The following is a 13,809-nucleotide window of genomic DNA, read 5'->3' as shown; positions in this document are numbered from 1 at the left end:
ACAGAGGGGGCGGTCCCATGGTGTGGAACGACGTCCAGCATGCATCCGGGCCGCCGATGGTCGGCCGCCACGCCGAACGCGAAGCCATCGGACGACTGCTCGACGCGGTGCGCGACGGCCTCAGCGGAGTCCTGGTCCTGACCGGCGAACCGGGGGTCGGCAAGACCCGACTGCTGGAGTACGCCGCCGCCCAGGCCGCAGAACTGCGCGTGGTCCGGCTGACCGCGGTCGAGCCCGAGACCAGTCTCGGCTTCGGCGCGCTGCACCGGCTGCTGCGACCGTTCCTGAACCGGACGAGCCGACTGCCCGAGCCGCAGCACGCCGCGCTGGACGCGGCCCTGGGCCTGGCCTCGGGGCCGCCCGCGGATCGCTACCTGGTCGGGCTGGCGACCCTGACACTGCTGTCCGAGGCCGCCGCCGATCAGCCGCTGCTGTTCCTGCTGGACGACGCGCAGTGGCTGGACCGGGAGTCGGCCGAGGCGCTGGCGTTCACCGCTCGCCGACTGCATGCCGACTCCCTGGGCCTGATCATCGCCGTCCGTGACGGGATTGGGGACAACGGCCTGTTCGACGCGCTGAGCACGCGTTCCGTGACCGGCCTGCCGGAGTCGGAGGCCAAGGTCCTGCTCTCCTTCGGCACCCGGCGGGTGGACACAGCGGTGGCCGAGCGGATCGTCGCCGGCACTGGTGGCAATCCGCTCGCGCTGCTGGAACTGGCCGACGCCCTGGCCGCCGAGCAACTGTCCGGTATCGCCCCGTTGCCCGATCCGCTGCCGGTGAGCCAGCTGCTCGAGGGCCACTTCCGGCGCCTGGTCCGAGCCCTGCCGCCCGAGACCGGAACCCTGTTGCTGCTGCTCGCGGCGGCCCCCTCGGACGACACGGGGATGATGTGGCGGGCCGCCGGGCGGCTGGGCCTGTCGGCCCGCGCCGTCCAGCCGGCGGTCGCTGCCGGAATCCTCGGCCGGGAGACGCCGACGGCCTTCCGCCATCCCCTGATCCGCTCGACGGTCTATGCCGGAGCCGAACCCGGCGAGCGCCGCCGGGCGCACGCGGCACTGGCCGCCGCCTGCGACCCCGTACGCGATGCCGACCGCCGCGCCTGGCATCGGGCCGAGGCCACCGAGGGCGTGGACGACAAGGTCGCCGACGACCTGGAAGCCGCCTCCGAGCGAGCCCGCTCCCGCGGCGGCTACTCCCAGCAGGCCCTGTTCCTGTCGCGCGCCGCCGACTTCACCGGAGACCCGGACAAACGGGCCGAGCGGCTGCTCGACGCCGCGCAGGCCCATCTGATGTCCGGCGACGCGCCGACGGCACAAACCGCGCTGGACCTCGCCGGCGCTGACATCCGTGACCCGGTGATGCGCACGCGCGAACTGCGGATGCGGGCGACCACGCAGATGTTCCAGATCGCCGTCGCCGACGTCCCCGCGATGCTGATGGACGCCGTGACCAGGCTCGGCCCGCAGAACCCACGGCTGACTTGGGAGCTGCTCTGCGAGGCGCTGCACGCCGCGCTGGTCGCCCACGACTGCACGCGGGGCACGTCGCTGACCGAGGTCGCGGCGGCAGTCGTCGCCGCGCGGCACGACCCGGACTCCGCCGTGCGCGGCCGCGACCTGCTGATGGAGGGTCTGGCCCGTCGCGTGGCCGAGGGCTACGAGCACGGCGCGCCCGTGCTGCGCAGCGCCCTGGACAGGCTGCGGGGCGGCGGGATCGGGGACGCGCACAGTCCGTTCGCGGTGATGCTGCTGATGGCCTGCGACGATCTGTGGGACGTCCAGGCCGGGCGTGAACTCACCGACCGCCTGGCGGTGGCGGAGCGCGACACCGGCGCGCTGTACGCGCTGAGCATCACGCTGCTCGTCGAGGCGCGCTACGCACTTCTGGACGGACGGTTCACGGGGGCGGAGGTCTGCTACGCAGAGTTCGACGACATCGTGGCCGACACCGGGTTCCCCGGCGGCGGAGACATCAACCGGCTCCATCTGTTCGCCCTGACCGGCCGGGAGGCCGAGCTGCGGGCGGCGGTGCGGCGGACCGCGGAGATGAGGAGCATAGGCCAAGGCTTGCACCATTTGATGGCGCAGCATGCTCTGGCCTCGTTCGAGCTGGGGCAGGGCCGCTACCGGCAGGCGATGAAGCACGCGCGGGCGGTTTTCGAGGAGGACCCTCCGACCTGCGGAAACCTCGTTCTGCCGCTGCTCATCGAGGCCGGTGTCCGCACCGGTGACCGAGACGGCGCGGGCCGGGCCCTGGCCCGGCTGGAGGAACGCGCCCCGCTCGCCGATACTCCCTGGGCCCTGGGCACCCTTGCCCTCGGCCGGGCGCTGACGGCCGACGGCGACCATGCCGAGAAGTTCTACCACGAGTCGGTCGAACTGCTGGAGCAGGCGCCGCTGGCCCTGGAACAGGCCCGGTCCCGCCTGCTGTTCGGCGAGTGGCTCCGCCGAGGCAAACGGCGTTCCGACGCCAGGAAGCAGTTGCGCGCCGCGTACGAGAGCTTCGACGCCTTCGGCGCGGTGCCGTACGCCGAGCGGGCCCGGACCGAGCTGCTGGCCACCGGCGAGACAGCCCGCAGGCGGACGGAGGAGACCAGATTCGACCTCACACCGCGGGAGCGGCAGGTGGCCTCCATGGCCGCCTCCGGGCTGACCAACGGAGAGATCGCGACACGGCTGTTCGTCACCGCCTCGACCGTCGAGTTCCATCTGAACAAGGTGTTCCGCAAGCTCGGCATCACCTCCCGTAAACAGATCCCTCACGCGATCGGGGAACCGGGCCCGGCGACCGAGGACTGACTCTTCCTCATGGGCCTTCCAGGGCCAGGCGCGACCCCGCGTCGAGTCACGGACCAGGCACTCGGTGCGGGGCCGAGCCGAGCGACTACTTGCCCAGGAAGGCCAGCAGCGCGGCGTTGACCTCCTCGGCGTGCGTCCACAGCAGACCGTGCGGGGCGCCCTCGATCTCGACGTACTCGGCCGAGGGCAGCAGCGCGTGGAAGGGCCGTCCGGTGGAGTCGACCGGCAGGATCCGGTCGGCCGTGCCGTGCAGGATCAGAGTCGGTACGTCGATCTTGGCGACGTCGGCGCGGAAGTCGGTGATCCAGGTGGGCACGCAGGCCACCGACGCGTACGCCGACGCATCCGCTGCCACGCTCCAACTGGCCCGCACGGTCTCTTCGCTGATCCGGTGGCCGAGCGTCTCGTCGAGGTTGTAGAACGCCTCGTAGAAGCCGGTGAAGTAGGCGTAGCGGTCTTTCGTGACCGCCTCCAGGATGCCGTCGAAGACGGACTGGTCGACGCCGTCCGGATTGTCGTCGGTCTTGAGCAGAAAGGGTTCGAGGGAGGCCAGGAACGCGGCCTTGGCGACGCGCTGCGAGCCGTACGTACCCAGGTAACGGCCTACTTCGCCGGTGCCCATGGAGAATCCGACGAGTACCGCGTCGGTGAGGTCCAGCTCGGACAGCAGTGTGTGGAGGTCGGCGGCGAAGGTGTCGTAGTCGTAGCCCGTGGTCGGCTGCGACGACCGGCCGAAGCCGCGCCGGTCGTAGGCGATGACCCGGTGGCCCGCGTCGAGCAGGGCCGGGAGTTGCTTCTCCCAGGAACGGCCGTTCAGCGGGTAGCCGTGGATCAGCACGACAGGCTGCCCGCTCCCATGATCCTCGTAGTAGAGCTCGATGTCGGCGGAGTTCTCCTGGCCGACGGTGATGTAAGGCATGTCGATTTCCCTTCGCGGTTTGGTGGATCAGCGTGGTGACGGCGTCGGGGTGGGTGATGCGGACGGCGTGCGGGGCGGCGGCGCCGACTCCAGCGACCGCGCATTCGAACAAAATGAGTGACGCTTAAGCGTTCTACCTGTGCGTCTTTGATTGACGTCGGGCTGACGTGGGCCGAAGTCCCCGCTGTTCGTCCGGGTCGAGGAGCGTCACTCAACTGAGGCCACACCTCTCGCGGATGATGCCGGGTCAGGAGGTGGCGCGGGCGGCGGCCTCGATGACGTGGGCTGTGGCGTCGGGATGTGAGACGAGGACCGCGTGCGAGGCGCCGCGGATCACTTCGGTGTGCGAACCCGCACGCAGCGCCATGGCCTGCTCGGCAGCCGGTGGGATGGCGCGGTCGGCGCCTGCGACCAGGAACCAGGAGGGGATGGTCTTCCATGCCGGTGTGCTGCTGGGTTCCGCGAACGCGGCCAGTGCCACCGGCCGTTGCCCGGCTGCCATCAGCCGGGTCTTGCCGGCCGGTACGTCGGCGGCGAAGACCTGCCGGAAATCCGCGGGGTTGACGTAGGCGTCCTGCCCGCCTGGGAACGGCCGGACCGTCAGCGCCGGAGAGAGCTGGCTGCCCGGGTATTTCCCGAGGATCGCCAGGCCGGACTCGCCCTGGTCGGGAGCGAACGCGGCGACGTACACCAGGGCCTTGACGTTGGGGTGGCCCACCGCGGCGTCGGTGATGACGGCGCCGCCGTAGGAATGGCCGACCAGGATGACCGGCCCGGCAACGGTGTCCAGGACGCTGGACACGTAGGCCGAGTCGTCGGCCAGGCCACGGAGCGGGTTCGCGACGCCGATCACGGGGTAACCCCGGCGCTCGAGCCGCGATATCACCGCGTTCCAACTCGACGAGTCCGCGAACGCGCCGTGGACCAGGACGACGGTCGGCCTGGGTGTGCTCGGTGCGGCCGACGCCGTCGCCGCGTTCGTGGCGGACGCCGAGCCGGCGGGCGTGGCGGCGGACAGCGCCGGGACCGCGAGCAGTGTCCCGACCGCCAGCGCCGAAAGCATCAGTTTCCTGCGGCGTTGCCCGCCCTCGCGGAATCGGGCGGGTTCGATGCCTGTCATGGCTGTTCTCCTCGTCTCCCCTGGTCTTTCAGGGCGGTCCGACTCACAAGGACGGCGGCGGTCCGGTGACGCGCAGGTGGAAGGCCTCGGCGGAGGCCACGACCGCCCCGATATCGAACTCCGGCGGCAGGTCCCCGGCCTCGGCCACCGGGGTGCCGTTGGCCCGGAAGTACTCCTCTATGCAGGCCGGGCTGAACAGCACCGCGATCCGCGCCCCCTGGGGCGAGCGCACCAGATAGCTGTGCGGAACTCCGCGCGGCCCGTACGCGACCTGTCCGGGCACCAGGTCGTGGCGCTGGTCGCCGACGAAGAACGTCACCTCGCCGTCGAGGACGAACCAGACCTCCTCCTCGTCCTCGTGGACGTGGTGCGGGGGCGCGTGGCCGACCGGGTCGGCGAACTCCATCAGGCTGAGCCGGTTGTCGGTCGCGGCGCCGGGAAGCAGAATCCTGGCCTGGCCACCGAGGAACCAGAAGGGTTCGCGTTCGGCCGTCGGGCCGAAGGTCGGGAAGAACCGGGTCATTTCCGCCCCTGACGTCATCGTCGGCCGTCCAGGAAGCGCAGCAGAATGTCGGTCATCTCTTTCGGTTGCTCCTCGTAGATCCAGTGGCCGGAGTCGGGGACGACCGCCGGGGTGACGTGGGTGGCGTAGTGGCGTGCCTGCTTCGCGACCGACGAACGGAGGCTGCCGTCGGCGCCGATCGCGAGGACCGGCATGGTCAGGGGCGTCTTCTGGAACCGCGCGTTGTCGGCGATGTCCTGAGGGAACGTCCGGAACCAGGCGAAGCTCGCTTCGAGGTGTGCGTAGTCGCGCAGGTAGGAGGCGAAGACCTGAAGGTCGTCCGGGGTCAGGGCGTCCTTGTGTACGGCGATCCCGCGCATGAAACCGGAGGTCCAGGTCAGCTCGCGGCCCCGGACCAGGCTCTCGGGGAGGCCGGTTTGCAAGGAGAAGAAGCCGAAGTGCCACGCGCCCGGGCCCTGGGCGGTCAGCGCCGGGTGCTGGTAGATGCCCTTGTCCGGGATCGGAGCCTCGCTGAGCACGAGCTTCCGGACGCTGTGCGGATACTGCGCGGCGTAGGAGTAGGCGACCATCGTGCCGATGTCGTGGCCGACGACGTTCACGTCGTCGGCCTTGCCGAGCGACACCAGGAGCGCGTGCAGCTTGGCGGCCATGGTCTTCTTGTCGTAGCCGGACGCCGGGGCGTCACTGTGGCCCGCGCCGGGCAGGTCCGGGGCGATGACGGTGTAGTGCTTGGCGAGCGCGGGCATGATGCCGTGCCACTCGTACCAGGTCTGGGGATAGCCGTGGATCAGGACCAGGGTCGGGCCGCGGCCGCCGATCACGTAGTTGATGCCGGTCCCGGCGACCTGGGTCTTGTGTTCGCTGAAGCCGGCGGGTATCCGCTCGCCGGCCTGCGATGCCGGCTTGTCGGAGGCCGCGGCCGTGAGGGTGGTCGAGCCGAGGCCGATGGCCAGGGCGAAGACCGCGGCCACCAGGCGGCGGGATCTGGGCAGGCGGAATCTCACTGGTCTCTCCGAAGGATTGCGAGGGGAAGCGAGGCGCGGCGGGACCGGTTCCGCCGCATCGTGACGGCCGGTCAGAGCGAGTCGACGAGACCGCCGTCGATGACGAAGTCGGCGCCGGTGATGTTCGCCGCCCGAGGGCCGGCGAGGTAGAGCACGAGATCGGCCACCTCGGACGGCCGGGTGAAGCGGCCGGTCACCGACTGGTCCGCCGCGCCGCGGGCCACCTCCCGGGGGTCGACGCCCCGGGACTGGCCGACCGCGGCGGCGACGCCGTCAGCGCCCTGCCACAGCGCGGTGTCCACCGGGCCGGGACCGATGGTGTTCACCCGCACACCGCGGGGCCCCACCTCTTTGGACAGGGCCTTGCAGAAGTTGGTCAGCGCTGCCTTCGCCGCGCCGTAGTCGATGACCAGCGGGTCCGGCAGCCGGGCGTTGACGGAGGAGACGGTGACGATACGTCCCGCTCCGGTGGCGAGCAGGTGCGGCAGCGCGGCCCGGGTGGTGCGGACGGCGGCCATGAAGTTGACCGTGAACGTCCACTCCCAGTCCTCGTCCGTCACGCCCAGGAAGCCGTCCAGCCGCGGCCGCACCGCCCCGACGTTGTTCACCAGGATGTCGACACCGCCATGGATCGCGACGGCCTCGGCGACCAGCGCGGCCGGACCGTCGGCCGTCGCGAGGTCGAGCGCCACGACGGTGAGCTGAGCACCCTGCTTCACGTGCTGGTCGAGGGCTTCGGTGCGTTCCCTCGATCCCGCGACGACGCGGGAGCCGGCTGCGAGGAAGGCCTCGACGATGGCCAGCCCGATGCCGCGCCCGGCGCCGGTGACCACGACGGTCCGTCCGGCCAGCCCAGCGTCGGCACCGGACGTTCCGGCGGCCTGGGACGCACGGGAGGTCATCGCCCGGTCTCCAGTTTCTGCTGCCGCAGCCAGGTGAGGACGGTGTCCGCGACCTCGCGCCAGCCGTCGTCGATCGTCAGGGAGTGCCCGCGGTCGGGGAAGTTGATGATGTCGGTGACGGCCTCGGAGTGCCGGTACTGCTTGAGGGTGGCCCGGGTGACGACCTCAGGCACCGTGTGATCCTTCCCGCCGGAGATCAGCAGCAGCGGACCGCGTCCGCTGTTCTGCGTGTCGACCTTCGCCGGCGAGTGAGGGTTGAAGTTGGCGGAGGCGGCCTCGTACAGCGGCTTGCCCGGCGCGGGAACCGTCCAGCGCTCGTACAGGGCCGTCGATTCCTCCTCCGAAATGGCGTTGCCGAACGCGAAGCGGAACTGCTCTGCGCTCAGGGAGACCGACCGGCGCTTGTTGGCCGGGTTCTTGAAGACCGGGAAGGTCGCCTTCAGTGCGGACAGCGGCAGGGGCAGAACGCCCTTGATCTGTGCGGCGTCGATCGCGACTGCCGCGGCGGCGCGGTTCTGGCCGAGCAGCTTCTGCGCGATCATCCCACCGAACGAGTGACCGATCACGATGGGCCGCACGGGCAGGGCCGCGATCAGGGCTGCATAGTGCTCGACGACGTCGTCGATGCCGTAGCCGGCGATGCTCTCGGGGTTCTGGCGCGCCTCCTCGACGGTGTCGGGGTCGCCGGGCCACCCGGGCGCGGACGCGTCGTAGCCCTCCTCGCGGAAGAGATCCATCCACGGTCGCCAGGAGGTGCTGTGCAGCCAAAGTCCGTGGACGAAGACCACGGGAAGCGTGACGGTCATGGCTGGGCCTCTCTTGTCTGGGGGTCCTGACCCGGCATGTGGACACGAAACCGGGAACCGCGGTGCTCTCGCACCGGGGTGACACCCCAGTGGTGGATCCCGAACGGCCCCAGGACACCCGCGTCGATCCGCAGGGACTCCAGCGGCGTCCACGCGTTGTTCCGCGTGACGGCGCCCGCCGGCAGTGCGCCGTCGCGGCCCGGCACCGTGTGCTGGTCAGGTGCCGCAGCGAGGCCGGCAACGAGTGGGAGGCGGAGGTGGATCCCTGGTCCTCGTCGTCCGCTACGGGCGCTGGTACCTGCTGTGCCACTCCCATCGCGCGGAGGCGATCCGCACGTACCGGGTCGACCGGGTCCGCGCGGTCCGGCGGACCGGGCCCGGCTTCGAACCATCCGCAGGTCTCGACCCGGTGGCGGTGCTGGAGGCGCATCTGGGCCTCGGACGGGAGTTCTCCACCCGCGTGGTGTTCGACCTCCCGCTGGCCGAGGTGGCCCCCCCTGGATCCGTCCGCCGATGGGACGGCTTGAACCCTGGTAGGGGCGCTGTGGCGCCCGTGCAGCGCTCGCGCCTCGGGTGGGGCGGGACATGCGAGCTCGTGGGAGAGGTCGGCGTCGCATTCCTCGTCGTCCCACCGGTCGCGGAGGAATGACGCCAGGTCAGCAACGAGATTCATGATTTGTGACGGCGGATTGCCGCATACGAATCGGCTCTGGACTTCGGTAGCACCGTCGCCCCCTCACCGTGCCCGACCGAGCTCCCATCGCAGGCTCCCTGACTCCGTAACGAGGAGCGCCCCCGTGCCGGACACGGGGCGATGGCGGTGGGAGGCTTCCAGTACCCGGCCGCCGCTCGCCCGGCGGCCGGGGGCGCGACAGATGCTCGCGCAACTGCCGGTTTTCCAGGGTCAGTTGGTTGAGCACACGGACCAGCCCTGCGACATCGGCGCGGAGCTGGTCGAGCTCGGCCTTGTCCTTCTCACGAAGCTCTTTCAGCTTCACGACCTGCTTGCGCAGCCGGTTCTCAACGTCGGTCGGCTGCCCTCGTTCTTGACCTTGGCGTAGAACTCGCTCTTCAGGTCGAGATATCGCTGGGTGAGGGCGTTGCGGGGGACGCCTGCCTCGATGGCGAGGGGCAAGAGCTTCCCGCACCTGCGGCCTGTGACATCACCGGCGCGCTCGCCGAACTGCGGCAGCCGGCCGCCGAGGCGCACGGGCCGGACGAGCAGCTCTGCCGCACCACATGCACCGACCCCTGCACCGACCGCGACATCGAGAGCAGGAAGCCGGAGTGCGGCCCCACGGGTCGCCCGGTCCTTCCCCGAAGGCGGCCGGTCAGCCGATCAGATGCAGCCCGTCCCCGAAGTCGATGCGCGCGAGGTCGGCGCGCGAGACGATACCGAGCTTGGGGAACACGTTGGCCAGGTGATGACCCACCGTGCGGGGACTGATCAGCAGCTGTGCCCCGATCTCCCGGTTGGTGAGCCCCCGCGCGGCCAGCCGTGCGACTCTCAGCTCCTGCGCCGTGAGGATGGCCGCGGTGTCCCGGGCCGGTGAGTCGCGGCGCAGGTGCTGCCCGGTCAGCTCCTGTTCGGCCCGGGTGCGGGCGAGCAGGGGCGCCGCGCCGAGTCGTTGGAAGGTTTCCGCGGCTTCGGCCAGCTGTGTCCGGGCGTCGGTGCGGCGGCGGGCCCGCCGCAGCCACTCGCCGTACAGCAGGCGCGTGCGGGCGTGGTTGAAGGGCCGCGACCGGGCTCCGGGAACATCCAGCGCAAGCCGGAACTGCTTCTCCGTATCCGCTCCGGAGGCCAGCAGCGCATGGACAAGGTGCGTCGCGGAGGTCGCCCACGCCGCCCCGGTCCGCTCGGCCCACCGCCGCAGCAGCCGCGCCTGTTCCTCGGCCGTCGCCCGCTGCCCTGCCTGGAGGGCGGCCTCGGCGGTGTCCGCCGCTGCGAGCACGGCGATGGTGGGGTGCGCGGCGTGGTGCCCGTGCTCGGTCAGCCGGACCAGGAGGTCGAGCGCCTCCTCGGCCCGGCCGGCGAAGAGCGCCGACATGCCGAGGTTCCACTCCGCGCAGGCGCTGAAGACGCGCACCCCACGCGGCACCCATACCTCGATGAACCGGGCGGCGACGTCCGCGACGGTCCGCTCATCGCCTCGCGCGGCTGCCAGCCATCCGAGACCGGCGTCGCACTGCGCCGCCAAGTGGTCGTCGCCGGTCCCCTCGGCCACTTGGAGCCCCTCAAGGGCGTTCGCCGTGGCCAAGGTCCAGGAGCCTTGGGCGATGTCGAGCGCCACGGTCTGGGCCAGCGTCTGCGTCAGGGCAGTGACCTGGTCCGTGTGCCGCAGCATGTCGGTCTCGCGGCGGAGCGCCTCGTGCAGGGCCGACTCGATGCCCCAGGCCACCGCCAGCGGTGCCGGTGGCATCAGGATCCAGGTACTGCCGCTGAGCCGGGTGAGGATGTCCGCGACGGGGGCCACGATCTGGTCGCGGTCATCGGCGCCGCCGCCCCCTTCCTCCGTCCACCATTGGCGCAGCAACGGCAGCAGATCGGCGTTCGGGAAGCTCCCTCGCGGGAGCCGCCGCTCGAGCCGCTGGAGCGCCTCGCGCTGAAGCGCGCCGTGCCCGGCCGCCCAGGCAGCCCGCAGCGCCATGCTGCCGAGCCCGAAGGCCTGCCCGGGATCGGCCACCCGGTCCATGTCCCGGGTCAGCTGACGGCAGGCGGTTTCCGGATCGCCGTGCGCGAACTCGATCAGCCCGCGCAACCCCTCGCTGAGATCCGCGACCGTGGATGCGGACGAATACCCTTCGGCCCGCTCCAGCATGCCCAGCGCCACGTCGACATGGCCGGCCTCCCAGGCCGCCCTCGCCCCGTGAGCCAGTCGTCTGGCCGCGTCGTCCGTGGAGGGGGACAGCTTCGCCGCACGCCGCAGGGCACGAGCCGCCGTGGCACAGCCACCGCGCGCCCAGGACCGCTGGGCCGACTCTTCCAGGAGCCGGGCCACCTCCTCGTCGGGTCGGCCCGCGGCCTCCACGGCTGCGGCGAGGTGCCAGGGGCGCAGCTCGTCGGCGTTCTCACCGGTCAGGACGGAGGCGAGCGCGCGATGAACCGTCTGCCGGTCCGCGGCCGGCGCCTCCTCGTAGACCACCGCCCCCATCAACTGGTGGCGGAAGCACACGCGACCGTCCGGGCGCGTGGCGAGCAGACCCGAGTGCATCGCCTCGTCCCACGCGCCCACGTCGATACCGAGCACAACTCCGGCCTGCCACATGGTGTTTCGATCGCTACGGTGATCGGCGGCGGCGAGAAGGAGAGCGGTGCGGGCAGGCGCGGACATCCTCTCGAGCCGGGCGCGGAAGGCACGGCGCAGACGTGGCCCGACGGCGATCCGCTCATCGGCAAGAGGGTGCGTCGAGATGTCGCCGGCCGCCACGGACGTGGTCAGCTCCTGGAGTGCGAGAGGATTTCCGGCTGCCGCGCGGACCGTGCGGCGGATCACCGCCTCGTCCGCGTGCGGAGCGACGGCACGGGCGAGGAGCCGGGCGTCCTCGTCGCCCAGCTCCCGGACCTCCATGGCCGTCAGCTTTTCCCAGAGGCCGTCGACGGGGTCGTCGTGTCCGGTGAGGAGCATGACCACGGGCTCGTTGCGCAGTCGGCGCGCGGCGAAGGCCAGGCACTGTGCGGATGGCTCGTCGAGCCATTGGGCGTCGTCGGCGACGATGAGCACCGGCCGTTCCTCGGCCAGCTCGCGGAAGAGCGTCAGTGCGGCCACGCCGATCAGGAACCGGTCCGCCACATCGTTGCTGGTACCGAGCGCCCCGTTCAGGGCCTTGGCCTGCGGCTCCGGGAGAGTGCTGATCCGCTCCGTCACCGGCCACAGCAATTCGTGCAGCGCGGCGAAGGCCAGCTCCGACTCGAGACGAGTACCGCGACATCTCAGGACGGTGAAGTCCGCGGCGGCCGACTCGGCCACGTAGTCGAGCAGGGCGGTCTTACCGATGCCGGGGTCACCCCACACCATCATGGTCGCTCCGCATCCCTGACGGGCGCCGTCAAGGATCCGGTCAAGGGCTGCCTGCTCCTGGCGCCGTCCGTACAGGTCCATTTGCTTGAAAGCTTAAAGGGCTGCGGTCGCCCCCAGCCAGCGCCGGCGACCCGAGTTCAACGGCACCAGGCCAAATCTTGACGGACACGGTGACAGACACGGTGACGGATCCGGTTTCCCCGCTTCCTTCGTAGCGTCGGGCGTGATCAGTGCGCTCGTGCCCACCGCAGGGGGAAGACATGGCGACGGCGATCCGGAGTCGGGAGCGTCGGCAGGACAGTGGCTCAGCTCGTTGTGACGGACGCCGATACCGCCGCGGCGGCCACGGACCCGAAACCGAGGCTGCGCCACACCGCCGTCCCGACCGCCGGCCGCGTCGGCACGTCGTGCCGCGTCGCCCCGCCCGGCCCTCGGCAATCAGCGCTGCGCACCCGGTCGGCCGCGACTGCCCCGCTCGTCCGTCCCGCCGTTCGGGGCCTCGAAGCACAGCAAGGAAAAGCACGACATGACCACGGGTCTGCCGGACCAGGTTCTGCGCGTCGCGTCCGCCAGTTCAGGACGGCCCGACGAACACGCCTCTCCGGCAAACCGCCAGGATCACCTTTGGAGCGAACGATGACGCAACCCAGCACGATCAGCGTGGAGCGGCCGACACCGGGCATCCGCAAGATCACATTCTCGAATCCACCGGTGAATCTCATCGTCGGGGAGACCGTGTCCCGACTGGTCGAGGTCGTCACGGAGCTGAGCGAGGACCCGCAGGTTCACGTTGCCGTCTTCACCAGCAGTACACCCGGCTACTTCTTCAACCACTTCGATCTCGGCCGGGCCGCCGACTTCATGCCGTCCGCTCCGGAGGCGACGCCGGCGTGGATCGATCTCGTAGTACGGCTGTCCACGGCTCCGTTCATCAGCATCGCGTCCATCCGCGGAAGGACCCGGGGCGGCGGGGACGAACTGGCCCTGGCCTGCGATCTGCGCTACGCCAGCCGCGAGCACGCGGTGTTCGGCCAGCCCGAGGTCGGCGGCGGGATCCTTCCGGGCGGCGGGGGCACAGAACACCTGCCCCGACTCATCGGACGGGACCGGGCACTCGAAGCCATCCTCAGCAGCAATGACTACGACGCCGACACGGCTGAACGCTACGGATGGGTGACCCGCGCCGTCGCCGACGCCGAGCTGGACGGTTTCGTGGACGGTATGGCAACCCGGCTGGCGTCATTCGACAAGGCGGCGCTGGCGGCCGCCAAGGCTCAGGTCAACCGGGCGACGCTCCCGCCCGATGCCGACCTGCGAGCGGCCTACACGCAGTTCCTGAGCTCCCTGACCTGGCCAGGGGCCCAGGCGTTCCTGCCCCGGTTCGAGAAGCTCGCTGCCGAAAAGGGTCCCGAAGAGCTGGAACTCCGCTTGGGCCACTACCTCGGTATCGCACGTCAGGAGAGCCGGTGAACACCGACTGCGAAGACCCGTTCGCGAGCAGCGGATGACGACTCCGGAATCACCTCCAGCGCCACGATCACGACGGCCTCCACCTGTTCGACACCGACGACCGGCGGGCGGCCGGTCCGAGGATCGTCGACCGGACAGTCCAGCCGCTCAGCAAGACCCGTAGCCAGGCACGGACCGTGTCCGCCGAAATGCGCGGGTGCCTGGTGACCTCGACGGCGGGCGGCCGGGCCGAGGATCGTCGCCATTTT

The 13,809-nt window shown here is 70.9% G+C and carries 12 protein-coding genes and 1 pseudogene; 4 read left to right on the top strand and 9 right to left on the bottom strand.

Features of this window, described 5'->3' with window-relative positions:
• Window positions 1–17 precede the first annotated feature (17 nt).
• Complete coding sequence (locus ACIBK3_RS33710; protein WP_399371271.1) at window positions 18–2,798, top strand: ATP-binding protein; 2,781 nt, start codon at window positions 18–20, stop codon at window positions 2,796–2,798.
• Between the two features lie 85 nt (window positions 2,799–2,883).
• Here the strand turns inward: ACIBK3_RS33710 and ACIBK3_RS33705 are convergent, their stop codons facing one another.
• Window positions 2,884–3,717, bottom strand: coding sequence for an alpha/beta fold hydrolase (locus tag ACIBK3_RS33705; RefSeq protein WP_399371270.1), 834 nt, complete (start codon window positions 3,715–3,717; stop codon window positions 2,884–2,886).
• On the opposite strand from ACIBK3_RS33705, the gene ACIBK3_RS33700 reads away from it, so the two are divergent.
• Window positions 3,716–3,838, top strand: a complete 123-nt coding sequence (locus ACIBK3_RS33700; RefSeq protein WP_399371269.1) for a hypothetical protein — start codon at window positions 3,716–3,718, stop codon at window positions 3,836–3,838. The genes ACIBK3_RS33705 and ACIBK3_RS33700 overlap by 2 nt on opposite strands.
• Before the next feature lie 126 nt (window positions 3,839–3,964).
• On the opposite strand, the gene ACIBK3_RS33695 is transcribed toward ACIBK3_RS33700, so the two are convergent.
• The 5 genes from ACIBK3_RS33695 to ACIBK3_RS33675 form a co-directional block, all read right to left on the bottom strand.
• Window positions 3,965–4,837: an alpha/beta fold hydrolase gene (locus ACIBK3_RS33695; RefSeq protein WP_399371267.1), complete on the bottom strand. Its 873-nt coding sequence runs from the start codon at window positions 4,835–4,837 to the stop codon at window positions 3,965–3,967.
• Window positions 4,838–4,880: 43 nt separating this feature from the next.
• Window positions 4,881–5,360, bottom strand: coding sequence for a cupin domain-containing protein (locus ACIBK3_RS33690; protein WP_399371266.1), 480 nt, complete (start codon window positions 5,358–5,360; stop codon window positions 4,881–4,883).
• A 14-nt stretch (window positions 5,361–5,374) separates the two neighbouring features.
• Window positions 5,375–6,364, bottom strand: coding sequence for an alpha/beta fold hydrolase (locus ACIBK3_RS33685; RefSeq protein ID WP_399371265.1), 990 nt, complete (start codon window positions 6,362–6,364; stop codon window positions 5,375–5,377).
• 71 nt (window positions 6,365–6,435) lie between these two features.
• Window positions 6,436–7,266 carry an SDR family NAD(P)-dependent oxidoreductase gene (locus ACIBK3_RS33680; RefSeq protein WP_399371263.1) on the bottom strand — a complete coding sequence of 277 codons (831 nt, stop codon included), beginning with the start codon at window positions 7,264–7,266 and terminating at the stop codon, window positions 6,436–6,438.
• Window positions 7,263–8,072: an alpha/beta hydrolase gene (locus ACIBK3_RS33675; RefSeq protein ID WP_399371262.1), complete on the bottom strand. Its 810-nt coding sequence runs from the start codon at window positions 8,070–8,072 to the stop codon at window positions 7,263–7,265. The genes ACIBK3_RS33680 and ACIBK3_RS33675 overlap by 4 nt, the downstream gene beginning before the upstream one ends.
• A 188-nt stretch (window positions 8,073–8,260) precedes the next feature.
• Here ACIBK3_RS33675 and ACIBK3_RS33670 point away from each other — a divergent pair.
• A pseudogene (locus tag ACIBK3_RS33670) lies at window positions 8,261–8,603 on the top strand (WYL domain-containing protein); the annotation flags it as partial.
• A 463-nt stretch (window positions 8,604–9,066) separates the two neighbouring features.
• Here ACIBK3_RS33670 and ACIBK3_RS33665 read toward each other — a convergent pair.
• Both ACIBK3_RS33665 and ACIBK3_RS33660 read right to left on the bottom strand, forming a co-directional pair.
• The gene (locus ACIBK3_RS33665) at window positions 9,067–9,207 is read right to left on the bottom strand and encodes a hypothetical protein (protein WP_399371260.1); all 141 of its coding nucleotides are present in this window, start codon (window positions 9,205–9,207) and stop codon (window positions 9,067–9,069) included.
• 196 nt (window positions 9,208–9,403) lie between these two features.
• On the bottom strand, window positions 9,404–12,172 hold the full coding sequence (locus tag ACIBK3_RS33660; RefSeq protein ID WP_399371258.1) for an AAA family ATPase: 2,769 nt from the start codon (window positions 12,170–12,172) through the stop codon (window positions 9,404–9,406).
• Window positions 12,173–12,727: 555 nt separating this feature from the next.
• Between ACIBK3_RS33660 and ACIBK3_RS33655 the strand changes: the two genes are divergently transcribed.
• On the top strand, window positions 12,728–13,561 hold the full coding sequence (locus tag ACIBK3_RS33655) for an enoyl-CoA hydratase/isomerase family protein (RefSeq protein WP_399371257.1): 834 nt from the start codon (window positions 12,728–12,730) through the stop codon (window positions 13,559–13,561).
• On the opposite strand, the gene ACIBK3_RS33650 is transcribed toward ACIBK3_RS33655, so the two are convergent.
• A complete protein-coding gene (locus ACIBK3_RS33650) occupies window positions 13,546–13,806 on the bottom strand; it encodes a hypothetical protein (protein ID WP_399371255.1) in 261 nt (86 codons plus the stop codon). The two genes, ACIBK3_RS33655 and ACIBK3_RS33650, sit on opposite strands and share 16 nt — an antisense overlap.
• Between the last annotated feature and the right edge of the window lie 3 nt (window positions 13,807–13,809).

It is taken from the genome of Streptomyces sp. NPDC050287, from assembly GCF_044459385.1.
Taxonomy (GTDB): domain Bacteria; phylum Actinomycetota; class Actinomycetes; order Streptomycetales; family Streptomycetaceae; genus Streptomyces.
Note: the sequence above shows the minus strand (reverse complement) of the source record. Positions and strands in the feature narration are given on the sequence as shown.

Coding starts and splice junctions, on each gene's coding strand:
- ACIBK3_RS33675 (WP_399371262.1), bottom strand. CDS start 8,072: ATGACCGTCACGCTTCCCGTGGTCTTCGTCCACGGACTTTGGCTGCAC.
- ACIBK3_RS33660 (WP_399371258.1), bottom strand. CDS start 12,172: ATGGACCTGTACGGACGGCGCCAGGAGCAGGCAGCCCTTGACCGGATC.
- ACIBK3_RS33710 (WP_399371271.1), top strand. CDS start 18: ATGGTGTGGAACGACGTCCAGCATGCATCCGGGCCGCCGATGGTCGGC.
- ACIBK3_RS33650 (WP_399371255.1), bottom strand. CDS start 13,806: ATGGCGACGATCCTCGGCCCGGCCGCCCGCCGTCGAGGTCACCAGGCA.
- ACIBK3_RS33705 (WP_399371270.1), bottom strand. CDS start 3,717: ATGCCTTACATCACCGTCGGCCAGGAGAACTCCGCCGACATCGAGCTC.
- ACIBK3_RS33700 (WP_399371269.1), top strand. CDS start 3,716: ATGTCGATTTCCCTTCGCGGTTTGGTGGATCAGCGTGGTGACGGCGTC.
- ACIBK3_RS33680 (WP_399371263.1), bottom strand. CDS start 7,266: ATGACCTCCCGTGCGTCCCAGGCCGCCGGAACGTCCGGTGCCGACGCT.
- ACIBK3_RS33695 (WP_399371267.1), bottom strand. CDS start 4,837: ATGACAGGCATCGAACCCGCCCGATTCCGCGAGGGCGGGCAACGCCGC.
- ACIBK3_RS33655 (WP_399371257.1), top strand. CDS start 12,728: ATGACGCAACCCAGCACGATCAGCGTGGAGCGGCCGACACCGGGCATC.
- ACIBK3_RS33690 (WP_399371266.1), bottom strand. CDS start 5,360: ATGACCCGGTTCTTCCCGACCTTCGGCCCGACGGCCGAACGCGAACCC.